Raw genomic sequence first — 26,137 nt, forward strand, 5'->3', positions numbered from 1 at the left:
GCGAGCTGCACGGCTCGCTCGGCGACCCGCTCATGGAGGTGATGAACTTCCTCAACGAAGTCACCTCCCGCTACCCCGACGCCATCTCCTTCGGCCCCGGCCGCCCCTACGAGGGACTGTTCGAGGTCGAGCGGATCGGCTCCTACCTCGACGCCTACAAAAGGCACCTCGCCGAGGACCTGGGCCGCACCCCGGACGAGATCCGCACCCTCCTCTTCCAGTACGGGCGGACCAACGGCCAGATCCACGAACTGGTCGCCCGCGCCCTGCGCAACGACGAGGGCATCGAGGCGGACCCCGCCTCCCTCGTCGTCACCGTGGGCTGCCAGGAGGGCATGTTCCTCGCCCTGCGCGCCCTGTTCGCCACCCCCTCCGACGTCCTGCTGGTCTCCTCCCCCTGCTACGTCGGGATCACCGGCGCGGCCCGGCTGCTCGACATCGAGACCGTGCACGTGCCCGAAGGGGAGCGGGGCCTCGACCCCGAGGTGCTGCGGCGGACGGTCGCCGGGCTGCGCGCGGCCGGGAAGCGGCCGCGCGCGCTGTACGTCGTACCGGACTTCTCCAACCCCACCGGCACCTGCCTGCCGCTGACCGCCCGCCACCGTCTGCTGGACCTCGCCGAGGAGGAGGACCTGCTCCTCCTTGAGGACAACCCCTACGGGTTCTTCACCCGCACCGGCACCGGCCTGCCCACCCTCAAGGCGCTGGACGGCCGGCGGCGCGTGATCTACCTGGGCTCCTTCGCCAAGACCTGCTTCCCCGGCGCCCGGGTCGGCTATGTGGTCGCCGACCAGCTCGTCGAGGCGCCGGACGGCAGCCGGACGCTCCTGGCGGACGAACTGTCCAAGATCAAGGGCATGGTGACGGTGAACACGCCGGCACTGAGCCAGGCGGTCATCGGGGGCATGCTCCTCACCCACGACTTCCGCCTGCGGGAGGCCAACAAGCCGGCCGCCGACTTCTACCAGGAGAACCTCGCGGTCCTGCTCGACTGCCTGGAACGGCTGCTGCCCCCCAAGCGGCGCGAGGCGACCGGAATCCACTGGAACACGCCCGAGGGCGGCTTCTTCCTCACCCTGACGCTCCCCGTCCCGGCGGACAACGCGCTGCTGGAGACGTCCGCCCGCGAGCACGGCGTGATCTGGACACCCATGAGTTACTTCTACCCGGACAGCGGCGGCCGGTTCCGGTTGCGGCTGTCTCTCAGTTATCTGACGCCAGATCAAGTAGCCGAAGGGGCCCGCCGCCTGGTGGGCCTCTTGGAGGGGAGCTGCGCATGAACGCCGTCCTGTACATCGTGACGGTGCTGATCTGGGGATCCACCTGGCTGGCCATCAAAGGCCAGTTGGGGGACGTCCACCCCACGGCATCGATCGCCTACCGCTTCGCCCTCGCGGCCGTGATCCTGCTCGCCTGGGCCCGCCTGCGCGGACTGCCGCTGCGCTACCCGGCGCGCGTACACGGCCAGTTCGTCCTCATGGGCGGCCTGATGTTCTCCACCAACTTCCTGTGCTTCTACCTCGCCGAACAGCACCTCACCACCGGCCTGGTCTCGATCATCTTCGCGATGTCGCTGGTGGTGAACATCGCCTTCGCCCGGATCTTCTTCCGGCGCACGATCACCGCCAAGACGCTCGTCGGCGGCGCGATCGGGCTGCTGGGGATCACCACCGTGTTCTGGCCGGAGTTCCACAACTTCGACCTCTCCTCCGGCTCGGGACGCGGCATCGTCCTGTCGGCCCTCGGCACCCTGGTGTTCTGCCTGGGCAACGTGGTCTCCGGCAAGACGCAGGCCGCGGGCATCCCGGTGATCCAGGGCACCGGATACGCCATGGGCTACGGCGCGTTGCTGATGGCGCCTTTCGCCGCGTTCGCCGGGGACGGCGCGCTGTTCGAACCGACACTGGAGTACGCCGGCTCGCTCGGCTACCTCGCCGTCTTCGGATCGGTGATCGGTTTCGGCGCCTACCTCACGCTGCTCGGCCGGATCGGCGGTGAGCGCGCGGCCTACGCCATGGTGCTCTTCCCGATCGTGGCCCTGCTGCTGTCCACGGTCTTCGAGGAATTCCACTGGACCGTACGGGACCTGGCAGGCGTCGCCCTGATCCTCGTCGGCAACGCCGTGATGCTGACCAACCCGGCGCTGCTGCGCCGCCTGACCGGCAACCGCACCCCCGCCGAGCCGGCCGCCCAAGCCGCCGACAGCCCCTGAGAGGCCCCGCCCCTCCCGCCACACCGGGCCCGGACGGGTTCGCCACGCACCCACCACGGTCGAGGAGCGACACCTTGCATACCGCCGCAGTCGTCGGCACCGGTCTCATCGGCACGTCCATCGCCCTCGCGCTGACCGGCCGGGGAGTGACCACCCACCTGATCGACCGCGACCCCGAGAGCGTGCGGCTGGCCGTCGCGCGCGGAGCGGGTACGCCCGAACCCCCGTCGGCGCCGGTCGACCTCGCCGTCCTCGCCGTCCCGCCGTCGGACGTCGCCAGGACCGTCGCGGACCACCAGAAGGCCGAACTCGCCGAGGTCTACACGGACGTGGCGAGCGTCAAGGCACTGCCGTACGCCGAGTGCCTGGCCCTCGGCTGCGACACCACCGCCCTGGTGGGCGGGCACCCGCTCGCCGGACGGGAACGCTCCGGGCCGCTGGCGGCCCGCGCCGACCTCTTCCAAGACCGCCACTGGGTGCTCACACCGACCCCGGAAACCCGCGAGAGCGCCCTCAACCGGGCCCTGGAACTGGTGTCGCTGTGCGGCGCCGTGCCCGTACTGCTGGACCCGCCGGACCACGACCGCGCGGTGGCGCTGGTTTCCCACCTGCCGCACCTGATGGCGAGCCTCACCGCCGCCCGGCTGCTGGAGGGCGAGGACTTCGCGGTGCGGCTGGCCGGCCCCGGCATGCGTGACGTCACCCGGATCGCCGCCGGTGACGCCGGTCTGTGGGCGGACATCCTCGCCGCCAACGCCGCGGCCGTCGGCACGCTGCTCGCCCAGCTCACCACCGACCTGCGAAGAACGGCCGACGCGCTGGCCCGGCTGGCCGACGGGGCACCGGACCGGCAGGACGGCGCGCTGGCCGACCTCACCGGGATCCTGCGGCGCGGCGTGGAGGGCCGGGCCCGCATCGCGACCGCGCACGGCGGCGGGGGCCCGGGCCGCCACACCGCGCTCCGCGTCGCCCTGGACGACCGCGACCGGCGGCTGGCGCGGCTGCTGGACGACGTGGGCGCGGCCCGGATGGACCTGGAAGGCGTGAAGTTCCCGGAGGCCGGGACGCCGCCGCACGAGACCGTCCAGCTCCTGGTCGCCCCCGACGTGGCACGCCCGCTGGCCGACGCCCTGCACGCCCGCGGCTGGGCCGTCCGCTGACGTCCGCCGGGGCCGGGACGTGCCTCCCCAGCGGCTCCGCCCCCCACTACCCCAACACCCGCCCGCACCCCCTCACCTTCCGGACAAGGAGTACCGCCCCATGCCGCACATCATCGTCGACTACGACCAGGCCCTGGACGGCGCGTTCGACCGCCGCCGCTTCGCGCTCGCCCTCCACACGCTGGCGGCCGAGACGGTCGACGGCATCACCGTCGAGACCTGCAAGACCCGCTTCCGGCGCGTCGACGAGAGCGTCATCGCCGGCGGGGAGCCCGGGCAGGCCCTGATCCACGTCGAGCTCGCGATCCTGCCCGGCCGTACGGAGGAGGCCAAGGCCGCGCTGAGCGCCGCGGTGCTGGAGCTGGTGCGCCACCATACGGCGGCCGTGTCCGACGCGGCGGTGCACGCCTCCGTCGACGTCCGCGACCTCGGCGGGGCCTACCGCAAACACCTGCGGGCCGCCGCCGACGACGGCCGTTAGCGGCACTGTCAACGACGCGCGGGTACGGTGACCGGCGGCGTGTCCGTGAGGCGGGGAGGAGACCGGAGATGACCGAGCCGTATCCGGAGATCGAGCCGTACGACGCCGGGCTGCTGGATGTGGGCGACGGCAACCACGTGTACTGGGAGGCGTGCGGCAACCCGGCGGGGAAGCCGGCGCTCGTCGTCCACGGCGGGCCGGGCTCCGGATGCACGCCGGGCGCCCGCCGGTACTTCGACCCCCGGCGCTACCGCGTCGTCCTCTTCGACCAGCGGGGTTGCGGCCGCAGCACCCCGCACGCGAGCGATCCGGCGACGGACATGCGCCACAACACCACCCACCATCTGCTCGCCGACATGGAACGGCTGCGCGCCCACCTGGGGATCGAACGGTGGCTGCTGTTCGGCGGCTCGTGGGGCTCGACCCTGATCCTCGCCTACGCCGAGCGCCACCCGCGGCGCGTGTCCGAGATCGTCATCCCCGGTGTCACCACCACCCGCCGTTCGGAGACCGACTGGCTCTACCGCGGCGCCGCACGGTTCTTCCCCGGGCCGTGGGAGCGCTTCCTGGCCGGCGCGCCCGGACTCGGCCGGGACGGCGACGTCGTCGGGGCCTACGCACGCCTGGTGGAGGACCCCGATCCCGCCGTACGGGACAAGGCCACCGCGGACTGGTGCGCCTGGGAGGACGCGGTGCTCTCCCTGGAGGCGCACGGCTCACCGCACCCCTACGGGGACCGGCCGTCGAAGGCGCGCACGGCGCTGGTGCGGATCTGCGCGCACTACTTCTCGCACGGCGCCTGGCTGGACGAGGGCGCCCTGCTGCGCGACGCCGGCCGGCTCGCGGGCGTCCCGGGGGCGCTCTTCCACGGGCGGCACGACATGGGCGCGCCGCTGACGACCGCGTGGGAGCTGGCCCGCGCGTGGCCCGGTGCCCGGCTGACCGTCATCGACGACGCCGGGCACAAGGGGAGCGAGGCCATGCGGGCCCGGGTGATCGAGGGGCTGGACCACTTCGCCGGGGTGTGAGACCTCGATGTCGGATTCTCGCCAGCCAGGGCCGGTCGGCTGAGGAATCCTGGGGGCATGCACACCGACACCGAGCGCTGTCTGCGGGCCGTGCGGTCCAAGGACGCCCGTTTCGACGGCTGGTTCTACACCGCCGTCCTCACCACCCGCATCTACTGCCGCCCGAGCTGCCCGGTGGTGCCGCCCAAGCCCGAGAACATGTCGTTCTACCCGAGCGCCGCCGCCGCCCAGCAGGCCGGCTTCCGCGCCTGCAAGCGCTGCCGCCCGGACGCGAGCCCCGGATCCCCGCAGTGGGACGAGCGGGCCGACCTCGTCGCCCGTGCCATGCGGCTGATCGCCGACGGCATCGTCGACCGCGAGGGCGTCCCCGGCCTGGCCGGCCGCCTCGGCTACAGCACCCGCCAGATCGAACGCCAGTTGTTCGCCGAGCTCGGCGCCGGCCCGCTGGCCCTGGCCCGCGCGCAGCGCGCCCAGACCGCCCGGCTGCTGGTGGAGACCACCGGCCTGCCGATGGCCGAGGTGGCCTTCGCCGCCGGTTTCTCCAGCGTCCGCACCTTCAACGACACCGTACGAGAGGTCTTCGCGCTCTCCCCGACCGCGCTGCGGGAGCGGGCCACGCCGGGCCCGCCCACCGCCCTGCCCGGGACGCTCGCGCTGCGGCTGCCGTTCCGCCGGCCGCTGAACCCCGACAACCTCTTCGGGCATCTCGCGGCCACCGCCGTACCGGGCGTCGAGGAGTGGCGGGACGGCGCCTACCGCCGCACCCTGAGCCTTCCCTACGGGCACGGCATCGTCGCCCTCGCGCCCCGCCCCGACCACATCGACTGCCGGCTCGCCCTCACCGACCTGCGGGACCTCGCGGGCGCCATCTCCCGCTGCCGTCGCATGCTCGACCTCGACGCGGACCCGGAGGCCGTCGACGGGCTGCTGCGCGAAGACCCGCAGATGGCCCCGCTGGTCGACAAGGCGCCCGGCCGCCGCGTCCCGCGCACCGTCGACGCGGAGGAGTTCGCCGTCCGCGCGGTCCTCGGCCAGCAGGTCTCCACCGCCGCCGCGCGCACCCACACCGGCCGCCTGGTCCTCGCGCACGGCGAGAAGATCGACGACCCCGGCGGCGGCCTCACCCACCTCTTCCCGTCCCCCGCCGCCCTCGCCGAACTGGACCCCGAATCCCTGGCGATGCCCCGGACCCGCCGCGCCACGCTCACCGGCGTCATCGCCGCCCTCGCCTCCGGCGCCCTGCGCCTGGGCATCGGCAGCGACCGGGAGGAGGCCCGCGCCCAGTTGGCGGCACTGCCGGGCGTCGGCCCCTGGACCGTCGAATGCGTCGCCATGCGCGCCCTGGGCGACCCGGACGCCTTCACCCCCACCGACCTCGGCGTGCGCCGCGCCGCCGCCGGGCTCGGTATGCCCGCCACCCCGTCGGCCCTCATCAGGCACTCCGCGATCTGGCGCCCCTGGCGCGCGTACGCCGTCCAGTACCTCTGGGCCACGGACGACCACCCCATCAACTACCTCCCGACGAACTGAGCCCGCAGCCATGACCGTTCACCCTGCCGAGCCCGCCGCGCCCCTCACCCACACCGTCCTGCACGACACCCCGGTGGGCCCGCTCACCCTCGTCGCCGCCGGTGACGCCCTCACCGGCCTCTACATGACGGACCAGCGCCACCGCCCGCCCCAGGAGACCTTCGGCCACCCCGCCGACCCCGGTGACGCCCCGTTCGCCGAGACCGCCACCCAGCTCCGCGCGTATTTCCAGGGTGAGTTGACCACCTTCGACCTGCCCCTGGCCCTGCGCGGCACCCCGTTCCAGCGCCGCGTCTGGACCGCGCTGTGCACGATCCCGTACGGCGAGACCCGCGGCTACGGGCAGTTGGCCACCCAGCTCGGCATCCCCTCCGCGGCCCGCGCCGTCGGCCTCGCCAACGGCCGCAACCCCATCGGCATCATCGTCCCCTGCCACCGCGTCCTCGGCGCCAACGGCAGCCTCACCGGCTACGGCGGCGGCCTCGACCGCAAGCGCTGGCTGCTGGGCCTCGAAGGCGCGACGCCCGGCGCCCCCACGGCCACCGGCGGATGGATCGCGGAGCCGTTCCCGAGCTGAGAATCCGGGGACGCTCTCGTGCCTCGCTAAGATCATCCGACTATGGACGCGCGCCCGGAACACGAGACCGTCGCCCTCCCGCCCGGCCCGGAACGCGGGACGACCGCCGTTCCGCTCGACTCAGGACACGACATGGTCGCCATCCCGTCGGGCCGGGTGACGCTGGCGGACCGGCGCACGCGGCGCACCTGGTCGGTCGAGCTCGCGCCGTACCGGCTCGCGGCGGTCCCCGTCACCCAGGCCCGCTACGCCGCCGTCACCGGCCGGCGGCCGGCCACCGCGCAAGGCGACCGGCTGCCCGTGGAGGGCGTGTCCTGGCGGGACGCGGTGCGGTTCTGCAACGCCCTGTCCGACCGCGAGGGCCTGCGGCCCGCGTACCGCCTCCCCGCCGACGCCGACGCCGACACCTACGCCGTCGAGTGGGACACCTCGGCCGACGGATACCGCCTGCCGACCGAGGCCGAGTGGGAACACGCGTGCCGCGCCGGTACGTCCGACGCGCGGTACGGCCCGCTCGACGACATCGCGTGGCATCGCGGCAACTCGGGAGAGCGGATGCACGAGGTGGGCGGCAGGCGGCCCAACGCCTGGGGCCTGTACGACACGCTGGGCAACGTGTGGGAGTGGTGCTGGGACCTCTACGACGCCGAGGTCTACGGCACCTACCGGGTGCTGCGCGGCGGCGGGTGGTTCGACGAGCGCTGGAGCTGCCGGGCCTCGGTGCGCCGCCGCAGCCACCCGACCTTCCGGATCGACGATGTGGGATTCCGCCTCGCGCGTTCCGCCCCGCTCTGACGCGGAACACCGAGGCGAGGCGCGGCTCCGTCCGCCGTCAGCGGGCCGATCCCCGGGGCGGTACGCCGTCCTCCAGCTCGACCGGTCCGCGGCCGTCCGCGAGAGCGGCCAGGGCGGCCCCGACGCGTCGCCGCATCGGGCCGTCCAGCAGCGTCTCGGCCTCCTCCCAGTGCACCAGGCGCCAGGACAGCAGCTCCTCCTGCTGCAACCGGACCGCCGCGAGTCGCGAGGCGTCCAGCACCCCGCCGTCGTAGAGGTACGACACCAGCGGCGGCCGTCCCTCGGCGCGCACCCAGTCGACGACGAGCAGCGGGCCCAGTTCCACGTCCAGGCCGATCTCCTCGGCGGACTCCCGGCGCGCGGCCTGCCGGGGCGATTCGCCCTGGTCCGATTCGACGGTGCCGCCCGGCAGGAGCCACGAATCGCGGTAGTTCGGCTCCACGAGCAGGATCCGGCCGTCGCCGTCGCGGAAGACGGCGCCCGCGCCCGCGAGGACGCGGGGCAGGCCGGCGAGGTAGGTGGCGTAGTCCGTGGTCGTCACGCCGGGAGTCTAGGGGCAGGGGGCGGAGCCGGCCGGACACCCCGTGGGGCCGCCTGGGTGCCCCTCATCTGTCCGGAAAGCGGTCGCTCTGTTCGCCGGGGCCGTTCGCCGGATAAGGTCGCAGCGGCGCGACTGCCAGTTCGAAAGCAAGGGGAAACACGGTGGCGGACGCAGCAAGGACACACACAGCACATGTGCTGATCGCCGCGGACAAGTTCAAGGGTTCGCTCACGGCTGTCGAGGTCGCCGAGCACGTCACGGCCGGTCTGCGGCGCGTGGTCCCCGGTCTGGACGTGGCGGCCATCCCGGTCGCCGACGGCGGCGACGGCACGGTCGCGGCGGCGCTCGCGGCCGGCTTCACCCGCCACGAGGCGCGGGTCACCGGGCCCACCGGCGTGCCGGTGACGGCCACCTTCGCCCTGCGCGGGGACGGTACGGCGGTGGTGGAGATGGCGGAGGCGTCCGGCCTCCAGCACCTCCCCGAGGGCGTTTTCGCGCCCCTGACGGCCACCACGTACGGCACCGGCGAGCTGCTGCTCGCGGCGCTCGACGCGGGCGCGACCTCCATCGTCTTCGGGGTCGGCGGCAGCGCCACGACCGACGGCGGCGCGGGAATGCTCGCGGCGCTCGGCGCCCGGTTCCTCGACGCGGACGGCGAGCCGGTCGCCCCCGGCGGCGGACCGCTCAAGGACCTCGCCACGGCCGACCTGTCGGGCCTGGACCCCCGGCTGGCCCATACGGACATCGTGCTCGCCAGCGACGTCGACAACCCGCTCACGGGCCCCAAGGGCGCGCCCGCGGTCTACGGGCCGCAGAAGGGCGCGAGCGAGGCGGACGTGGCGGCGCTGGACGCCGCCCTGGCGCACTTCGCCCGGGTCCTGGAGACCGCTGTGGGGCCGAAGGCCGCCGAACACGCCCTGGCGCCCGGCGCGGGCGCGGCGGGCGGTATCGGCTACGGCGCCCTGGTCGGCCTGGACGCGGCGTTCCGGCCCGGCATCGACGTGATGCTCGACGTGCTGGGCTTCGCCCCGGCGCTGGCGAAGGCCACGTTCGTGATCACCGGCGAGGGCTCGCTCGACCAGCAGACGCTGCACGGCAAGGCGCCGGCCGGCGTGGCCGCCGCCGCCCGGGCCGCGGGCATCGACGTGGTCGCGGTCTGCGGACGCCTCCAGCTCCCGCCGGAGGCCCTCCTCGCGGCCGGTATCCAGCGCGCGTACGCCCTGACGGACCTGGAGCCCGACCCGGCGCGCTGCATGGCCGAGGCGGGCCCGCTGCTGGAGCGCGCGGCACAGAACCTGGCCCGCGACTTCCTGGTCTGACCCCGCGGGTGCGGTCCCCCAGGGGCCGCACCCCGGAACCATCCGGAGAACGCCGAGAGCCCCGGGCGAAGGACTCGCCCGGGGCTCTCGGTGTGTCGTGCGCGCTTCCGCTAGGGAAGCTGCGTGGCGCGCGCCTCGCGGCGGTTGTCACGGAAGGTGTTGACCCGCCGGGCCGTCGCGAACAGCGGAATCATCGCGCCCATGACGACCTGGAGGGCGCAGCCGGTCTGCAGTAGGAGCTGGCCGCCCGGGGCGTCCAGGGCCCAGGCCGCGAGCATCCCCATGCTGAGCACGATCCAGCTCAGCATCGCCACCGCCAGTCGGCCCCGCGGCTTGGGGTACTCCACGCGGCTCACCATCAGCCACGCCACCCCGATGATCGCCAGCAGCGTCGGCAGGAACGGCAGCTCCAGCAGCACGATGGCGACGACGGTCAGGGCACCGAACGGGCTCGGCATGCCCTGGAAGATGCCGTCGCGCAGCGTCACGCAGGAGAACCGCGCGAGGCGCAGCACCACCGCGAGCAGCACGACGACCGCGGCGACCACGGACACCCGCTGGTGCGCGTCCTGGGCGACCATGCCCCAGGTCACGACGAAGTACGCCGGTGCCAGGCCGAAGCTGATCAGGTCGGAGAGGTTGTCGAGCTCGGCTCCCATCGCGGAGCTGCGCAGCTTGCGCGCCACCAGCCCGTCGAAGAGGTCGAAGACCGACGCGAGCAGCATCAGGATGACGGCCATCGCGGCGCTGTGCCGGGCCATCCCGCCGTCCTCGGTGCCCGTCAGGTGCGGGATGAGGACGCCGGTGGTGGTGAAGTACACGGCCATGAAGCCGCAGATGGCGTTACCGAGCGTGAGCGTGTCCGCTATTGACAGCCGCGTCGACAGCGGCATGTCGTCCTCGTCCTCGTCCGTCTCGGGCGCCCAGCCCGCCTGCGTCTCGGGATCAATCACGGTCAAGGCGAGTCACCCCCGCGGTGGTGGCCTGGCCGACCTCGACCGCCGCCTCGACGCCCTCCGGGAGGTAGACGTCGACACGCGAGCCGAAACGGATCAGACCGATGCGCTCGCCCTGCTCGACCTTGGTGCCCTGCGGCACGTAGGGAACGATGCGGCGAGCCACCGCGCCGGCGATCTGCACCATCTCGATGTCACCGATCTCGGTGTCGAAATGCCAGACGACCCGCTCGTTGTTCTCGCTCTCCTTGTTGAACGCCGGAACGAATCCGCCGGGGATGTGCTCCACGGACGTCACCGTGCCGGCCAGCGGCGCGCGGTTGACGTGAACATTCAGCGGGCTCATGAAGATCGCGACGCGGGTGCGCCCGTCCTTCCACGGCATGATGCTCTGCACCACGCCGTCGGCCGGAGAGATGACGCGGCCCTGAGCGATCTCGCGCTCGGGGTCGCGGAAGAACCACAGCATGCCCGCCGCCAGTGCGGTGGTGGGCACGGCAACGGCAGCCCAGCGGCCCGACCGGCGGGACCGGGCGAGGCTGACCGCTGCCGTGGCAACGGTCGGCAGGAGCCACGGCGACGCTCCGCGCGCGAGGCGGACGCGACCGCGTTGTGCAGAGGATTGGCTGTGGGGCATGGATGACCTTCGTAGCGGAGGATGCCGCGTATGGATACGGGGGACGGCGGCTTTCCGGGGATGCTATCGGTTGCGAGCGGCAACTGGCCAAGAGCCAGAGCCAATCCGTGGCCGAACAACAATGACGGGGTGTGATCTTCGTCTAGGTGAAAACCCCCCAAAGGGGACGTTCACCCCTGGATCCGGTACTCCTCGAGTAGCCGGCGCCCGATGATCATTTTCTGGATCTCGGCGGTACCTTCACCGATCAGGAGCATCGGGGCCTCGCGGTAGAGACGCTCGATCTCGTACTCCTTGGAGAAGCCATAGCCGCCGTGGATGCGGAAAGCGTCTTCGACCACCTCCTTGCAGTACTCGGAGGCCAGGTACTTCGCCATGCCCGCCTCGAGGTCGTTTCGCTGACCCGAGTCCTTTTTGCGAGCGGCGTTAACCATCATTGCATGCGCGGCTTCGACCTTTGTCGCCATTTCGGCCAATTTGAACTGGATGGCCTGATGCTGCGCGATGGGCTTGCCGAAGGTGTGACGCTGCTGGGCGTACGAAACGCCCAGCTCGAAGGCGCGCTGGGCGACGCCGCAGCCGCGCGCGGCCACGTTCACCCGGCCGACCTCGACGCCGTCCATCATGTGATAGAAGCCACGTCCACTCTGGCCGCCGAGGACCCGATCGGCCGGGATCCGCAGGCCGTCCATGATCAGCTCGGTGGTGTCGACCCCCTTGTAGCCCATCTTGTCGATCTTGCCCGGAATGGTCAGTCCGGGGCGGACCTCGCCGAAGCCCGGCTCCTTCTCCACCAGGAAGGTCGTCATCGACTTGTGCGGAGCGGTGCCTTCCGGATGTCCCTCGTCCGTCTTGCACAGCACCGCCACCAGCGTGGAGGAACCACCGTTGGTGAGCCACATCTTCTGGCCGGTCAGGACGTAATCGTCGCCGTCGCGCACGCCCTTGGAAGAGATGGCCGACACGTCCGAGCCCAGGGCGGGCTCCGACATCGAGAAGGCGCCGCGGACTTCGCCGGCCGCCATCTTGGGCAGGAAGTAGTCCTTCTGCTCCTGCGTGCCGTGCTGCTTGAGCATGTACGCCACGATGAAGTGGGTGTTGATGATGCCCGAGACGCTCATCCAGCCGCGGGCGATCTCCTCCACGGTCAGCGCGTAGGTGAGCAGCGACTCACCCAGACCGCCGTACTCCTCGGGGATCATCAGGCCGAACACGCCGAGTTCCTTCAGGCCCTCGACGATCTGCGTCGGGTATTCGTCGCGGTGTTCCAGCTCGGTAGCGACCGGCAGGATCTCCTTGTCCACGAAATCGCGGACGGTGGAGAGGATTTCCCGCTGGATGTCGGTCAGGCCCTCGGTCTGCGAAAGACGGCTCATGACGGCTACTTCTCCTTCTTGGCCGGAGGGGCCTGCAGCTCCGGGCGGCCGGGCTGCTCGCCGCCGCGTTCCTTGACGTACGTCGCCGTGGGGACCATCACCTTGCGCCGGAAGACGCAGACCAGGGTGCCGTCCTGCTTGTAGCCCTTGGTCTCGACGTAGACGATGCCGCGGTCCGACTTCGAGCGGGACGGCGTCTTGTCGAGCACGGTCGTCTCGCCGTAGAGCGTGTCGCCGTGGAAGGTCGGCGCCACGTGCTTGAGGGATTCGATCTCCAGGTTGGCGATGGCCTTTCCGGAGACATCCGGCACCGACATGCCCAGCAACAGGGAGTAGATGTAGTTGCCGACGACGACGTTCTTTCCGAAGTCGGTGGTCTTCTCCGCGTAATTGCTGTCCATGTGCAGCGGGTGGTGATTCATCGTGAGCAGGCAGAAGAGGTGGTCGTCGTATTCCGTGACGGTTTTCCCCGGCCAGTGCTTGTACACATCGCCGACGGTGAACTCTTCGTAGGTACGGCCGAACTGCATCGCGCTTACGCCTCCGGGGCCTCGAACTTGGACGTACGGGTCATGCCGGCGGCCCGGCCCTTGCCGGAGACGACCAGCGCCATCTTGCGGCTCGCCTCGTCGATCATCTCGTCGCCGAGCATCGCCGAACCCTTGGCGCCGCCCGCCTCCGAGGTGTGCCACTCGTAGGCGTCCAGGATCAGCTCGGCGTGGTCGTAGTCCTCCTGGGAGGGGGAGAAGACCTCGTTCGCGGCCTCGACCTGACCGGGGTGCAGCACCCACTTGCCGTCGAAACCGAGGGCGGCGGCGCGGCCGGCGACCTCGCGGTACCCGTCAACGTTCTTGATCTGAAGGTAGGGGCCGTCGATCGCCTGGAGATCGTAGGTACGAGCCGCCATCAGGATGCGCATCAGGATGTAGTGGTAGGCGTCGGCGCCGTAACCGGGCGGCTGCTCACCGACCACGAGCGTCTTCATGTTGATGGACGCCATGAAGTCGGCCGGGCCGAAGATGATGGTCTCCAGGCGCGACGAGGCGCCGGCGATCTCGTCGACGTTGACCAGACCCTTGGCGTTCTCGATCTGCGCCTCGATGCCGATCTTGCCGACCTCGAAGCCCATCGTCTTCTCGATCTGCGTCAGCAGCAGGTCGAGCGCCACGACCTGCTGGGCGTCCTGGACCTTCGGCAGCATGATGCAGTCGAGGTTGGGGCCCGCGCCCTCGACGACCGTGATGACGTCCCGGTACGTCCAGTGCGTGGTCCAGTCGTTGACCCGCACGACCCGCGTCTTGCCGGTCCAGTCACCGTTGTTCAGCGCGTCGACGATGTTGTGCCGGGCGCCTTCCTTGGCCAGCGGGGCGCAGGCGTCCTCCAGGTCCAGGAAGACCTGGTCGGCCGGCAGGCCCTGGGCCTTCTCCAGGAAGCGGGGGTTGCTGCCGGGGACCGCGAGGCAGGAGCGGCGCGGGCGCAGACGGTTGACCTGGGTCATGCGGGGACCTCCAGAGGGTCGAGCTTGTTCGCTTTCCGGATCTCGTCGACGATACGGCCGATGATCTCCGTGATACCGAAGTCCTTGGGTGTGAACACGGCCGCGACCCCGGCTTCCCGGAGGGCGGTCGCATCGGCGGAGGGGATGATTCCGCCGACGATGACGGGCATGTCGTCGACGCCGGTGCGCCGCAGGCGGGCCAGTACGTCCGGCACGAGCTCGGCGTGCGAACCGGAGAGGATCGACAGTCCGACGCAGTGCACGTCCTCGGCGACGGCCGCCGAGACGATCTGCTCCGGGGTGAGCCGGATGCCTTGGTAGACCACCTCGAAGCCCGCGTCCCGGGCCCGTACGGCGATCTGCTCGGCGCCGTTGCTGTGCCCGTCCAGGCCGGGCTTGCCGACCAGCAGGCGCAGCTTGCCGCTGCCGAGTTCGGCCGCGGTCCGCGCGACCTTCTCACGGACCGCCGCGAGCGGGGTGCCGGCCTCGGCGGTGACCGCGACCGGCGCGCTGGAGACGCCCGTGGGCGCCCGGAACTCGCCGAAGACGTCCCGCAGCGCCCAGGCCCATTCGCCGGTCGTGACCCCGGCGCGGGCGCATTCGAGGGTGGCCGCGAAGAGGTTGGTGTCGCCGGCCGCCGTCTTCTTCAAGGCCGACAGCGCTTCCTGGGCGCGCCCCTCGTCGCGGTTGTCCCGCCACTCGTGCAGGGCCCGCACGACGCGCGCCTCGTTGGCCGGGTCGACCGTCATGATGGCGGTGTCGAGATCGGCGGTCAGCGGGTTGGGCTCGGTGGACTCGTAGCAGTTGACGCCGACGATCTTCTCGTCGCCCGCCTCGATCCGGGCCCGCCGCTCGGCGTGGGCGGAGACCAACTGCGACTTGAGGTAGCCGGACTCCACGGCCGCCATCGCGCCGCCCATCTCCTCGATCCGCGCCATCTCGGCCAGGGAGTCGGTGACCAGTGCCTCGACCTTGGCCTCGATGACGTGCGAGCCGGCGAAGATGTCCTCGTACTCCAGCAGGTCGCTCTCGTGCGCCAGGACCTGCTGGATGCGCAGCGACCACTGCTGGTCCCACGGCCGCGGCAGCCCCAGCGCCTCGTTCCAGGCGGGGAGCTGGACCGCGCGGGCGCGGGCGTCCTTGGAGAGCGTGACGGCCAGCATCTCCAGCACGATCCGCTGGACGTTGTTCTCCGGCTGCGCCTCGGTCAGGCCCAGCGAGTTGACCTGCACGCCGTAGCGGAAGCGGCGCTGCTTGGTGTCCTCGATGCCGTACCGCTCGCGGGTGACGCGGTCCCAGATGCGGCCGAAGGCGCGCATCTTGCACATCTCCTCGACGAACCGGACGCCGGCGTTGACGAAGAAGGAGATACGGGCCACGACGTCGCCGAACTTCTCCGGTGGCACCTGCCCGGAGTCGCGCACGGCGTCGAGCACCGCGATGGCGGTGCTCATCGCGTACGCGATCTCCTGGACGGGTGTGGCGCCCGCTTCCTGGAGGTGGTACGAGCAGATGTTGATCGGGTTCCACTTGGGCAGGTGGCTGACCGTGTAGGCGATCATGTCCGTCGTCAGCCGGAGCGAGGGCCCGGGCGGGAAGACGTGCGTCCCGCGCGAGAGGTACTCCTTGACGATGTCGTTCTGCGTCGTCCCCGACAGCTTGCTGACGTCGGCGCCCTGCTCCTCGGCGACCACCTGGTACATCGCCAGCATCCACATGGCGGTGGCGTTGATGGTCATCGAGGTGTTCATCCGGTCCAGCGGGATGTCCTGGAACAGCCGCCGCATGTCTCCGAGGTGGGAGACCGGGACACCCACCCGGCCGACCTCGCCGCGGGCGAGGACGTGGTCGGGGTCATAACCGGTCTGCGTCGGGAGGTCGAACGCGACCGACAGGCCGGTCTGGCCCTTGGCGAGGTTGCGCCGGTACAGCTCGTTGGACGCCTCGGCGGTGGAGTGCCCGGCGTACGTCCGCATCAGCCACGGACGATCCTTCTGACGCTCAGTCATGTGTGACCCGTATCTCTGGTTCAGGTGTCGCGACCGGTTGTCGTTCCCCGGCGCCTACGCGTCGCGGAACAGGTTGATGGCGTCGAGGTGCTTGGCGCGCATCTCCTCGTCGCGCACACCCATACCCTCTTCCGGGGCCAGCGCCAGCACGCCGACCTTGCCCTGGTGGAGGTTGCGGTGCACGTCGTAGGCGGCCTGGCCGGTGTCCTCCAGGGAGTACACCTTGGACAGGGTGGGGTGGATCTTGCCCTTGGCGATCAGGCGGTTGGCCTCCCACGCCTCGCGGTAGTTCGCGAAGTGCGAGCCGATGATCCGCTTCAGCGACATCCACAGGTAGCGGTTGTCGTACTCGTGCATGTAGCCCGAGGTCGAGGCGCAGGTGGTGATGGTGCCGCCCTTGCGGGTGACGTAGACGCTCGCGCCGAAGGTCTCGCGGCCGGGGTGCTCGAAGACGATGTCGATGTCCTCGCCGCCGGTGAGCTCGCGGATGCGCTTGCCGAAGCGCTTCCACTCCTTCGGGTCCTGGGTGTGCTCGTCCTTCCAGAACTTGTAGCCCTCGGCGTTGCGGTCGATGATCGCCTCGGCGCCCATCTTCCGGCAGATCTCCGCCTTCTGGTCGCTGGAGACCACGCAGATCGGGTTGGCGCCGCCGGCCAGCGCGAACTGGGTCGCGTAGCTGCCCAGGCCGCCGCTCGCGCCCCAGATCAGGACGTTGTCGCCCTGCTTCATGCCGGCGCCGTTACGGGAGACCAACTGGCGGTAGGCGGTCGAGTTGACCAGGCCGGGGGCCGCCGCCTCCTCCCAGCTCAGGTGCTGGGGCTTGGGCATGAGCTGGTTGGACTTGACCAGGGCGATCTCGGCGAGGCCGCCGAAGTTGGTCTCGAAGCCCCAGATCCGCTGCTCCGGGTCGAGCATGGTGTCGTTGTGGCCGTCGGAGGACTCCAGCTCGACGGACAGGCAGTGCGCGACGACCTCGTCGCCGGGGTTCCAGGCGTTGACGCCGGGGCCGGTACGCAGCACGACGCCGGCCAGGTCCGAGCCGATGACGTGGTAGGGCAGGTCGTGGCGCTTGGTGAGCTCCGAGAGGCGGCCGTAGCGCTCCAGGAAGCTGAAGGTGGAGACCGGCTCGAAGATCGAGGTCCACACGGAGTTGTAGTTCACGGAGGAGGCCATCACGGCCACCAGTGCCTCACCCGGGCCCAGCTCGGGCACCGGCACGTCCTCGACGTGCAGCGACTTGCGCGGGTCCTTCTCCCTGGTGGTGAGGCCGGAGAACATCTCGACCTCGTCCTTGTGCACGGTCACCGCGCGGTAGGACTCGGGGATGGTCAGCGCGGCGAAGTCGTCGCTGGTGGTGTCAGGCGCGAGGATCGCGTCCAGGATTTCGTTCACGGTGTGCCTCCGGCGAAGCGCGTTTTTTTGAGGGAACGGCTTGAGGGAACGTCGGGGGTGGTGCGGAGGTGGTGCCGTCGGTTCGGCCGGGGTGGCGCCTCGTCCGCCGTCTCCGCCTTGTCGCGGAGATGCCGGTCGCGGTGCCTGGCAGCGCTGGTGAGCGCGGGGGTGCCTGTGACGCAGGCGTCCGGGCGGGCAGGCCACGAGTGGCTTGCTGGGACAGCCGGCGCACGAGAGGTCTCTGCGCGCCGGCCGCCCGGACACCCTCAACGTATGACACCGCGTGCCACTCGACAAGACACTGAGTGCCAAGAATTTCTCTCAGATGTCATCCGCCCGGCACGCATGAGCAATAAGCGTCCTCGCCAGCAGGGATAAACCCCTGTTTGGGCACGTTGCGACGGATGCGGCTCGGCCGCGGACGATTACGCCATCCGTGTCGGGAACCGGTCAGCGCCGCCGCCACCGCTCCCGCACGCCCGGCCACACCTGCGCCCCGCTGTGCAGCACCAGCAGCGCCACCGCCACCGAAGAACCCCGCACCGCACCCGCCCACGCGCCCGCGGCGGCCAGCAGCGCGGCGGCCGGGACGTGCAGGCGGTGCGCGCAGACCGCCACCAGATCACCGAGCCGGGTGCCGCGCCCCCGCAACCACACCCGCCGCGCGCCCCACGCCGTCGCGCAGACCAGGGCAAGCTGTCCCAGCCACACCAACTGCGGCGCCCCCTCGGCGGGCGCCGCCACCAGGCAGCCCAGCGCCCACAGCGCGCCACAGGCCGGCAGGGTGAGCAACCGCACCAGCACCGGCCGTACGTGCCGGGCGGCGCCGGCCACCGGCGGCTCGGGCACCAGGGGCGGCGGCTGCCTCCCGGGCCGCTCCACCCGCTCCTGGAGCGCCGCCGCCGCCTCCGGCTTCGCCTCCAGCTTCAGCCGCGCCAGCTCGATCCCCAACAGGCGGTTGCGCAGCAGCGGCAGATGGTTGGCGTCGGCCAGCGTGATGGCCTCGCTCAGCAGCGGCTCCGCGGCCGGCGTCCGCCCCGACTGGATCTCCGCCTGCGCCAGCAGCGCCAGCGCCTCGATCGTCGCCCGCAGATCGCGCGCCGCACGGGCCCTCTCCAGCCCCCGGCGCAACTGCGCCAGCACCAGCGGCCGGTTGTGCCGGTGCACGGCGCACCCCGCCAGTTTCAGCCACGAGTGCGCGGCCACCACCAGGTCGTCCGACGCCTCGGCCGCCTCCGTCGCCCGCCGGTAGACCTCCGCGGCGCGCCCGGAGTGGCCCAGCGCCTCCAGGGCGTCCCCCAGGGCGCTGAGCGAGGCCGCCAGCCGGCGGCCGTCCGCCCGCCGCTCCCAGGACTTCGCGGCCCGCCTCCGGTGATGCGCCGCCGCCTCGTGATCACCGTGCTCCGCCGCCTGCTCGGCGAACTCGTCGTCCAGCTCGGGGGAGTGCACCCCGAGCCGGATACGGGCCAACTGGCCCGCCTCGGCACACTCCTTGGCCTCCCGCCAGCGCTCCAGCGCGCGGTACTGGCGCCGCATCGTCAGCAGCAGCTCCGCCTCCCGCCGGTGGTCCGCGCACCGCTGCGCCGCCAGCACCGCCTGCCGCAGCACCGACAGCGCGTCCACGGTCCGCGTCCGCCGTATCAGGTACGCCACCAGCGGCTGGGCCACCGGCTCCACCCGGTCGTACAGCCCGTGCTCCACCGCCCGCGCCACCACGGTCGCCAGCGCGCCCCGCTCCCGCTCGAACCAGGCGTCGTCGGCGTCCGCCGCCCGCTCGCCGTAGTACCCCAGCAGGCGGGCGAGCGCCGCGGTGCGGTCGGCCGCCGGCTCCTCCTTGACCGGCAACTCCCGTGCGTAGAGCCGCAACAGGTCGTGGAAACGGACCCGGCCGTCGGTGCCGAGGGGGAGCAGCAGATGGGCGCCCACCAGGCGGCGCAGCGTGCGGTCGGCGTCCCCCGGGGAGGTGCCGGCCAGCGCGGCCGCGGACCCGGCGTCGATCCCGGTGCCGGGGTGCAGCCCGAGCCGGCGCAGCATCCGGGCGTCCCCCGGCCCGAGCGCGCGGTAGGAGGCGTCGAACGCCTGCCGTACGGGGCCGAGTTCGCTCAGCCGCTCGTCGGGCGGGCGCAGCGCGGCCAGCGCGCGCCGGGTGCTGTCGGTGGCCATCCGCAGGCGGCCGGCCACCACGGTCAGGGCGAGGGGTAAGTGCTCGCACAGGGCGGCGATTTCGGCGATCTCGTCGAGTTCCGGGCCCCGGGCCAGGCCGCTGGACTCCGACTCCAGCAGGGCGCGCGAGTCCTCGGGCGCGAGCGGGCCCAGGGGCAGCACCGTGAACCGGGGATCGTCCGGGACGACCCGGGCGGTCACCAGAAGGCGGTGGCGGTCGTCGGGCGGTATCAGCTCGTGCAGCGAGTCGTCGGCCGGGACGTCGTCGAGCAGGACGAGTACGGCGCCGCCCTGATCGCGCAGGACGCTGCGGAACTGGGTCTTCAGGCCGTCCCGGTGCGGCTGGAGCTGGTCGCCGGGAATGCCGAACGCGCGCAGCCAGGTGCCCAGCAACTCCTCGACGCCGGCCGGTTCCTGACGGCTGTGCGCGCCCGCGTCGGCGTACAGGACACCGCCGGGGAACCACCGGCGGGCCACTGCTTCGTGCGCCGCCGCCGCGACCAGCGCGGACTTGCCGACGCCGCCCTCGCCGGTGACGGCGGTGGTCACGAGCGGGCCCCGGCCGCGGCCGGGGGCCAGCAGGGCGAGCAGCTCGGCCAGCGGCTTGTCGCGGCCCACCAGGACGGCGGGGCGGGGCGGCAGTCCGTTCAGGGAGCGGAGGACCGGCGGCCCGCCGTGGAAGTGGGCGACGCCGGTCTGTACGAGATATCCGGAGGACGCGCCGCCGCTGACCCGGTTGTGCACGGCGGGAGCCGGGCCGGCGCCGGCCGCCTCCCCTTCCCCAGGCGCCGCCCCCGCCCCGCTCGCGTCATCCACGCTCAGTGGATAACACGAGCGGGCCGGGCGCGTCAGTCGGTTGGGTGATCAGGCCCGTACGGGATCAGCCACGCTCTTTGATCGCCTTGCGGATGGTGCGCATGACCTCGTCCAGCGGGGCGTCCGTCCGCGCGACGGCGACCAGCACCTCGCCCTCGCGCGAGACGGCCGCCGGCGGGGTGTCGCCGCTCGTGCCGCGGCCCGCGCCGATACCGGTGCCGAACGTCTCCCGGACGATCTCGAAGGCGTGGTCGAGCTGGGCCTCGACATCGCCCTCCGCGCCGGCCCGCAGCCAGCGCCGCAGCACGTGGTTGTGCGCGGTGACCACCGCGGACGCGGCGACCTCGGCGAGCAGCGGATCGTCGTCGCCCTCGCGGTGCGCGCCCTCGTCGAAGTGGCCCAGCAGATAGCGGGTGAACAGCCGCTCGTAGCGGGCCACCGAGGCGATCTCGGCCTCGCGCAGGGTCGGCACCTCGCGGGTGAGGCGGTAGCGGGCCACGGACACGGCCGGTGAGGCCGCGTACATCCGCATGACCTCCTTGATACCGCGGCAGACGGTGTCGAGGGGGTTCTCGTGCGGCGGGGCGGCGTCCAGCACGGCCTCGGCGCGCACCAGGGTGTCGTCGTGGTCGGGGAAGATCGCCTCTTCCTTGGAGCGGAAGTGGCGGAAGAAGGTGCGGCGGGCGACGCCCGCGGCGGCCGCGATCTCGTCGACCGTCGTCGCCTCGTAGCCCTTGGTCGCGAACAGTTCCATCGCCGCCGCCGACAATTCGCGGCGCATTTTGAGCCGTTGCGCGGCCGCGCGGCGGGTGCCGGGAGTGCTGGTGTCGGGGGCGTCGGGGGACTGCGTACGAGCGGGCTGGGACATGGGGGGACGGTACTGCATATTGACGCGACCTGCGGCATTCGCTGCCGCTCGCACCCCCGTGACCTGGGGCGGACCGTCCGGTGGCTCCAGCAGTCCGCCCCACCCTCCCCCCGCTTGCGGCAGGGGACGCCCCCACCCGTCAGCGGCGGGCGTACTCACGGAAGCCGCGGCCGGTCTTGCGGCCGAGGCAGCCCGCGGCGACGAGGTGCTCCAGCAGCGGCGCGGGGGCCAGCCCCGGGTCGCGGAACTCGGCGTGCAGCACCTTCTCGATGGCCAGCGAGACATCGAGCCCGACGACATCCAGGAGCTCGAAGGGGCCCATGGGGTAGCCGCCGCCGAGCTTCATGGCGGCGTCGATGTCGTCCAGGGTGGCGTAGTGCTCCTGGACCATCTTGATCGCGTTGTTCAGGTACGGGAACAGCAGCGCGTTCACGATGAACCCGGCGCGGTCACCGCAGTCCACGGCGTGCTTGCGGACCTTGGCGCAGACCGCCCGCACGGTGGCGTGCACATCGTCGGCCGTCAGGACCGTCCGCACCACCTCCACCAGCTTCATCGCGGGCGCCGGGTTGAAGAAGTGCATCCCGATGACGTCCTGCGGACGCGAGGTGGCGCGGGCGCAGGCCACGACGGGCAGCGAGGAGGTGGTGGTGGCCAGGACGGCGCCCGGCTTGCACACCTTGTCCAGCGTCGCGAAGAGCTGCTGCTTGACCTCCAGGTCCTCGGCCACCGCCTCGACCGCCAGGTCGACGTCGGCGAAGGCGTCGAGCGAACCGGCCGGGGTGATCGCGGCGAGTGCGGCATCGCGTGCCTCGGCGGTGAGCCTGCCCTTGTCCACCGAGCGGCCCAGCGACTTGGCGATCCGGGCCTTGGCCACCTCCGCCTTCTCCGGGCTGCGGGCCGCCAGGACGACCTCGAAGCCCGCCTTGGCGAAGACCTCGGCGATGCCGCTGGCCATCGTCCCCGAACCGGCGACGCCGACGCTGCGGACCGTACGGCCGGCGGCGACCTCGTCGGCGGCGGCCGGGCTGAGCGCGTCCGGCACGACCGTGGCGCTGCCCGGCGCCTCGTACGTGTAGAAACCGCGGCCCGCCTTGCGGCCGGTGAGACCCGCCTCGGCGAGCTGGCCCAGGATCGGCGCGGGGGCGTGCAGCCGGTCGCGGGAGTCGGCGTACATCGCTTCCAGGACCGTACGGGCGGTGTCCACGCCGATCAGGTCCAGCAGGGCCAGCGGCCCCATCGGCAGGCCGCAGCCGAGCCGCATCGCCGCGTCGATGTCCTCGCGGGTGGCGTACTTGGACTCGTACATCGCGGCGGCCTGGTTGAGGTAGCCGAACAGCAGGCCGTCGGCGACGAATCCCGGGCGGTCGCCGACCGCGATGGGGTCCTTGCCCAGGTCGCGGGCGAGCGCGGTGACGGCGGTGACCACGGTCGGCGCGGTGAGCACCGAGGAGACCACCTCGACCAGCTTCATGGCCGGCGCGGGGTTGAAGAAGTGCAGACCGAGGACGCGCTCGGGGCGCTGCGAATCGGCGGCGAGCCGGGTGACCGACAGCGCGTTCGTGCCCGTGGCCAGGATGGTCTCCGGCCGCACGATGCCGTCCAGCGTGGTGATGACCTGCCGCTTGAGCTCGTAGTCCTCCGGGACCACCTCGATGACGAGATCGGCGTCCGCGGCGGCCTGGAGATCGCAGAAGGTGCGGAAGCGGGCCAGGATGTCCTGGCGCTCCCGCTCGGTGATCCGCTCGCGCCCGACGGCACGGGCGGTGGAGGCTTCGAGGGTGGCGACGGCGTGCCGTGCCGCGGCTTCGTCGGTGTCGATCCCGATGACCTCGCGGCCGGCCCGGGTCAGCACCTCGGCGATACCGGTGCCCATGGTGCCGAGGCCGACGACGGCCACGGTGGAAAGGGACGAGGGGGAGACATCAGTTGAGAGGTCCGGTGTGGACTGAGGGCCCATCGCGAGACTCCAGAGGGTGTTCCCCTGAGGGCAGGGGAGAGGTGACGACTGAGGAGTGTCCGCGCAGGCGCGGCGAGAAGCGGTATGCGGCTGCGGGTGGCGGCGAAGGCCGCGGGAGCCGCAGCACCGCGGGCAGCGCTGGCGGGGGGAGGGAGAGGCGGCGGGCCCTGTCCCGGGGCCGTGCCGTCATTCTCCGTACAGATGTCGTGCTGTGCGGTGCCGAACCGACTTCACTCTGTGGCGGCTGCGTCACCAGGCCGCCCGAGCAGGGGTGCTGCTCGTGCCAGCAGGTTAACTCGTGGGTAACCGCAGCGCCAGGGGTAGGCCGGGTCATTAGGCTGTGGCGCGGGCCACGTCGCACGGACCGGGGATGCCCGGCGGGAGGGAAGCGACAAATGGAAGACGAATTCCACGAGTTGACGGACCGGGTACGGACCGAACTGCGCTCCCCCCAGGACCTCGTCGCCTACGAACGGCTCCTCGCACTGGCCCGCAAGAACACCCCGGCCGGGCGCGAGGAACTGGCCCGCATGCTGGTCGCCGTCGAGCGGCCCCTGTGGGCCAGGGAGATCGCCGCCTTCGTCCTGGGCTGCGCCGGCGACAAACGTGCCTTCGAGACCCTGGTCCTGCTGCTGAACTACCGCGACCCGGTCCGCTGCGCCACAGCGGCCCACGCCCTGGGCCGGCTCGGCGACCCGCGCACCGCCCGCGCCGCTGCCGCGCTCGCCACCAACCCGCTGCGCACCGCCTACGCGCTGCACCCCGTCCGGCTGCTCGCCGAGCTCCGCGCCCCGCAGTCCGTACCGGCGCTGATCGCCACCCTGGAGCGGCTGCTCACCCCGCACAACCCGTACTGGCGGGTGGCGCTGGCCTGCGTCGAGGGGCTGGGCGCGCTGGGCGACCGGCGCGCCGTGCCGGTGCTCACCGCGGCCGTCGGCCATCCCCGGCTCGCGGCCGCCGCGGGCGCGTCCCTGGCGCGGCTGGGCGTCCACGAGGCGACGGAGGAGGAGGCGGGGGAGGACGGCGCCGCCGCCCGGAGTCAGGACGCGCGGCGCGGCGACGCCCCGGGGACCGGAACCAGCGAGCGCCGATAGCGCGGCTCCGGGACGGCCGCGCCGCCCACCTCGTCCGCCGCCTCGGGCCCGTCCGGTACGAACCCGGCCCGCTCGTAGAACCGCCGGGCGCGGGCGTTGCCGCGCACCACCCACAGACGTTGCCGCGCACCACCCACAGACACAGAGTGCGGAAACCGGTCGCGTACGCACGCTCCGTACCGGTCCCGCGCGACGCTCATCGCGTCGAGGTAGGCCCGCGGCATCAGCCCGGCGTACGCCAGCATGAAGGACAGGCCAGGAGCGGGGGCAACGGGTTTTCCTCTGCACGGTGGACGGTGGATGCGGCGGCCGGCTTGACCTTGACGCCTGGGGCAGGGTTCGAGACTGCCGGCATGGAACAGACAACGAGCACCGGGCCCCGCGCGCCCGGCACGCACGCCCGGGTCGTGATCGTCACCGGCGCCGGGACCGGAATCGGCCGCGCCACCGCCCGCGCCTTCGCGGCCGAGGGGGCGCGCGTGGTGGCCGTGGGGCGCCGGGCGGAGCCACTGGCCGAGACGGCCCGGGACTCCGGGGCCGGGGGCGGCGCGATCGTCCCGTACGTCGCCGACATCACCGCGGACGGGGCGCCCGAGGCCCTCGTGCGGCACGCCGCCGACACCTACGGCCGGGTGGATGTGCTGGTGAACAACGCGGCGGTGGTCGGCAGCGGCGCACTGGGCATGTACACCAAGGAGGGGATCGTCCCGCAGCTCGCCACCAACCTCGTCGCGCCGGTGCTGCTGACCCAGGAGGCCGTGCCCCACCTGGAGCGGACCGGCGGGGTGGTGGTCAACATCAGCACCTCGGTCGGGCAGCGCGCTTGGCCGGGCAACGCGGTCTACGCCGCGACCAAGACCGGCCTCGAACTCCTCACCCGTAGCTGGGCGGTGGAGCTCGCGCCGCGTGGTGTCCGGGTCGTCGCCGTCGCCCCCGGCGCGATCGAGACCCCGATCGCCCTGCACCAGGGCTGGTCCCCGGAGCGGCGGCGAGCCGTACGGAAGTGGCAGATCGAGCACACCCCGGTGGGGCGGGTCGGCCGACCCGAGGAGGTGGCCTGGGCGGTTCTCCAACTCGCCGCGCCGTCCGCGTCCTTCGTGACGGGGGTGATCCTCCCGGTCGACGGCGGCGCGGTGGTCGGCTGAGCCGGCGCCGCGACCCCTGCCCCCCTCCCGAGGCCCTTGGGGAGAGACGCCCTTTGGTAAAAAGGGGCGACGGGGAGGTGGTCCGGGTGCGGATCGGGGAGTTGGCGCAGGTCACAGGGGCGTCGCCGCGCGCGTTGCGCAACTACGAGCGCGAGGGCCTGATCGAGTCGGAGCGGGCGGCCAACGGCTACCGTGTCTACGACGCGCGCGCGGCCGTACGCGTCCGCAACATCCTCCACCTCCTGCGAGCCGGCCTCACGCTCGCCGACGTCCAGTGCTTCACGCACTGCCTGGACGGCGACCTGACCAGTCGGCCGCCCTCACCGGAGGGCCTGCGCATCGCCCGCGACCGCCTCGCCGTCATCGACGCACGGATAGCGGCCCAGACCGAGGCGCGCGACCGCCTGGCGCGCGCCCTGGCGACCGCCTCCACGCCGTCGTCGGCCTGACCCACCACGGCACGATCACCCACGCCTGATCAGCCAGGTCCTGATCACCGACGTCCTGATCAGCCACGATCGGAGCTCCCACGGCCTGATCCCGGACGATCGGAGCGCCCACGGTCATAGCTCCCCGGAAC

Annotated in this window: 24 protein-coding genes; 12 read left to right on the forward strand and 12 right to left on the reverse strand. The window is 72.3% G+C overall.

All coding sequences use genetic code 11. The features are described from left to right. The first annotated feature begins 32 nt into the window (after positions 1-32). The 8 genes from ACZ45Z_RS00470 to ACZ45Z_RS00505 all read left to right on the forward strand — a co-directional run bounded on the left by ACZ45Z_RS00470 (position 33) and on the right by ACZ45Z_RS00505 (position 7,783). Positions 33-1,280, forward strand: a complete 1,248-nt coding sequence (locus ACZ45Z_RS00470; protein WP_468355486.1) for an aminotransferase-like domain-containing protein — start codon at positions 33-35, stop codon at positions 1,278-1,280. Then, on the forward strand, positions 1,277-2,212 hold the full coding sequence (locus tag ACZ45Z_RS00475; RefSeq protein ID WP_468353911.1) for a DMT family transporter: 936 nt from the start codon (positions 1,277-1,279) through the stop codon (positions 2,210-2,212). The genes ACZ45Z_RS00470 and ACZ45Z_RS00475 overlap by 4 nt, the downstream gene beginning before the upstream one ends. 74 nt (positions 2,213-2,286) lie before the next feature. Further along, positions 2,287-3,372, forward strand: a complete 1,086-nt coding sequence (locus ACZ45Z_RS00480; RefSeq protein WP_468353913.1) for a prephenate dehydrogenase — start codon at positions 2,287-2,289, stop codon at positions 3,370-3,372. 100 nt (positions 3,373-3,472) lie between these two features. After that, a complete protein-coding gene (locus ACZ45Z_RS00485; protein WP_468353915.1) occupies positions 3,473-3,853 on the forward strand; it encodes a 5-carboxymethyl-2-hydroxymuconate Delta-isomerase in 381 nt (126 codons plus the stop codon). A 68-nt stretch (positions 3,854-3,921) separates the two neighbouring features. Further along, positions 3,922-4,881 carry a prolyl aminopeptidase gene (pip, locus tag ACZ45Z_RS00490; protein WP_468353917.1) on the forward strand — a complete coding sequence of 320 codons (960 nt, stop codon included), beginning with the start codon at positions 3,922-3,924 and terminating at the stop codon, positions 4,879-4,881. A 57-nt stretch (positions 4,882-4,938) separates the two neighbouring features. Beyond that, positions 4,939-6,411 carry an AlkA N-terminal domain-containing protein gene (locus ACZ45Z_RS00495; protein WP_468353919.1) on the forward strand — a complete coding sequence of 491 codons (1,473 nt, stop codon included), beginning with the start codon at positions 4,939-4,941 and terminating at the stop codon, positions 6,409-6,411. Between the two features lie 10 nt (positions 6,412-6,421). After that, positions 6,422-6,988, forward strand: a complete 567-nt coding sequence (locus ACZ45Z_RS00500) for a methylated-DNA--[protein]-cysteine S-methyltransferase (RefSeq protein WP_468353921.1) — start codon at positions 6,422-6,424, stop codon at positions 6,986-6,988. A 132-nt stretch (positions 6,989-7,120) separates the two neighbouring features. Further along, positions 7,121-7,783: a formylglycine-generating enzyme family protein gene (locus ACZ45Z_RS00505; RefSeq protein WP_468355489.1), complete on the forward strand. Its 663-nt coding sequence runs from the start codon at positions 7,121-7,123 to the stop codon at positions 7,781-7,783. A gap of 37 nt (positions 7,784-7,820) precedes the next feature. Here ACZ45Z_RS00505 and ACZ45Z_RS00510 read toward each other — a convergent pair whose 3' ends face one another. Beyond that, the gene (locus ACZ45Z_RS00510) at positions 7,821-8,324 is read right to left on the reverse strand and encodes an NUDIX domain-containing protein (RefSeq protein WP_468353923.1); all 504 of its coding nucleotides are present in this window, start codon (positions 8,322-8,324) and stop codon (positions 7,821-7,823) included. A 194-nt stretch (positions 8,325-8,518) separates the two neighbouring features. Here ACZ45Z_RS00510 and ACZ45Z_RS00515 point away from each other — a divergent pair, with 194 nt between their 5' ends. After that, positions 8,519-9,643 (forward strand): glycerate kinase, encoded by a 1,125-nt coding sequence (locus ACZ45Z_RS00515; RefSeq protein ID WP_468353925.1) that lies wholly within the window; start codon positions 8,519-8,521, stop codon positions 9,641-9,643. 110 nt (positions 9,644-9,753) lie between these two features. Here ACZ45Z_RS00515 and pssA read toward each other — a convergent pair whose 3' ends face one another. From pssA to ACZ45Z_RS00565, 10 genes are all read right to left on the reverse strand, one after another. Then, positions 9,754-10,602 (reverse strand): CDP-diacylglycerol--serine O-phosphatidyltransferase, encoded by an 849-nt coding sequence (gene pssA / locus ACZ45Z_RS00520; protein WP_468353927.1) that lies wholly within the window; start codon positions 10,600-10,602, stop codon positions 9,754-9,756. Beyond that, on the reverse strand, positions 10,589-11,236 hold the full coding sequence (locus ACZ45Z_RS00525) for a phosphatidylserine decarboxylase (protein WP_468353929.1): 648 nt from the start codon (positions 11,234-11,236) through the stop codon (positions 10,589-10,591). Before ACZ45Z_RS00525 ends, pssA begins: the two co-directional genes overlap by 14 nt. A gap of 170 nt (positions 11,237-11,406) precedes the next feature. Then, the gene (locus ACZ45Z_RS00530; RefSeq protein WP_468353931.1) at positions 11,407-12,612 is read right to left on the reverse strand and encodes an acyl-CoA dehydrogenase family protein; all 1,206 of its coding nucleotides are present in this window, start codon (positions 12,610-12,612) and stop codon (positions 11,407-11,409) included. 5 nt (positions 12,613-12,617) lie between these two features. Beyond that, on the reverse strand, positions 12,618-13,142 hold the full coding sequence (locus tag ACZ45Z_RS00535) for a MaoC family dehydratase (RefSeq protein ID WP_468353933.1): 525 nt from the start codon (positions 13,140-13,142) through the stop codon (positions 12,618-12,620). A 5-nt stretch (positions 13,143-13,147) separates the two neighbouring features. Next, positions 13,148-14,110: an HpcH/HpaI aldolase/citrate lyase family protein gene (locus tag ACZ45Z_RS00540; RefSeq protein ID WP_468353935.1), complete on the reverse strand. Its 963-nt coding sequence runs from the start codon at positions 14,108-14,110 to the stop codon at positions 13,148-13,150. Beyond that, the gene (locus ACZ45Z_RS00545) at positions 14,107-16,119 is read right to left on the reverse strand and encodes a protein meaA (RefSeq protein WP_468353936.1); all 2,013 of its coding nucleotides are present in this window, start codon (positions 16,117-16,119) and stop codon (positions 14,107-14,109) included. Before ACZ45Z_RS00545 ends, ACZ45Z_RS00540 begins: the two co-directional genes overlap by 4 nt. Positions 16,120-16,173: 54 nt before the next feature. Further along, the gene (gene ccrA, locus ACZ45Z_RS00550; protein ID WP_468353938.1) at positions 16,174-17,511 is read right to left on the reverse strand and encodes a crotonyl-CoA carboxylase/reductase; all 1,338 of its coding nucleotides are present in this window, start codon (positions 17,509-17,511) and stop codon (positions 16,174-16,176) included. Positions 17,512-17,961: 450 nt separating this feature from the next. Continuing rightward, complete coding sequence (locus ACZ45Z_RS00555; protein ID WP_468353940.1) at positions 17,962-20,490, reverse strand: hypothetical protein; 2,529 nt, start codon at positions 20,488-20,490, stop codon at positions 17,962-17,964. A 64-nt stretch (positions 20,491-20,554) separates the two neighbouring features. Beyond that, entirely contained in the window at positions 20,555-21,358 is an 804-nt protein-coding gene (locus ACZ45Z_RS00560; RefSeq protein ID WP_468353942.1) for a TetR family transcriptional regulator, read from the reverse strand. A 139-nt stretch (positions 21,359-21,497) separates the two neighbouring features. Continuing rightward, positions 21,498-23,318 carry a 3-hydroxyacyl-CoA dehydrogenase family protein gene (locus ACZ45Z_RS00565; protein ID WP_468353944.1) on the reverse strand — a complete coding sequence of 607 codons (1,821 nt, stop codon included), beginning with the start codon at positions 23,316-23,318 and terminating at the stop codon, positions 21,498-21,500. Positions 23,319-23,713: 395 nt separating this feature from the next. On the opposite strand from ACZ45Z_RS00565, the gene ACZ45Z_RS00570 reads away from it, so the two are divergent. Beyond that, the gene (locus tag ACZ45Z_RS00570) at positions 23,714-24,412 is read left to right on the forward strand and encodes a HEAT repeat domain-containing protein (protein WP_468353946.1); all 699 of its coding nucleotides are present in this window, start codon (positions 23,714-23,716) and stop codon (positions 24,410-24,412) included. Here the strand turns inward: ACZ45Z_RS00570 and ACZ45Z_RS00575 are convergent. Further along, complete coding sequence (locus ACZ45Z_RS00575; protein ID WP_468353948.1) at positions 24,358-24,657, reverse strand: hypothetical protein; 300 nt, start codon at positions 24,655-24,657, stop codon at positions 24,358-24,360. The genes ACZ45Z_RS00570 and ACZ45Z_RS00575 overlap by 55 nt on opposite strands. Before the next feature lie 108 nt (positions 24,658-24,765). Here ACZ45Z_RS00575 and ACZ45Z_RS00580 point away from each other — a divergent pair, with 108 nt between their 5' ends. Beyond that, positions 24,766-25,557, forward strand: coding sequence for an SDR family NAD(P)-dependent oxidoreductase (locus ACZ45Z_RS00580; protein ID WP_468353950.1), 792 nt, complete (start codon positions 24,766-24,768; stop codon positions 25,555-25,557). Between the two features lie 86 nt (positions 25,558-25,643). Beyond that, positions 25,644-26,006: a MerR family transcriptional regulator gene (locus tag ACZ45Z_RS00585; protein WP_468353952.1), complete on the forward strand. Its 363-nt coding sequence runs from the start codon at positions 25,644-25,646 to the stop codon at positions 26,004-26,006. Positions 26,007-26,137: the final 131 nt, after the last annotated feature.

The sequence above is a fragment of the Streptomyces sp. NPDC031210 genome, from assembly GCF_055570395.1.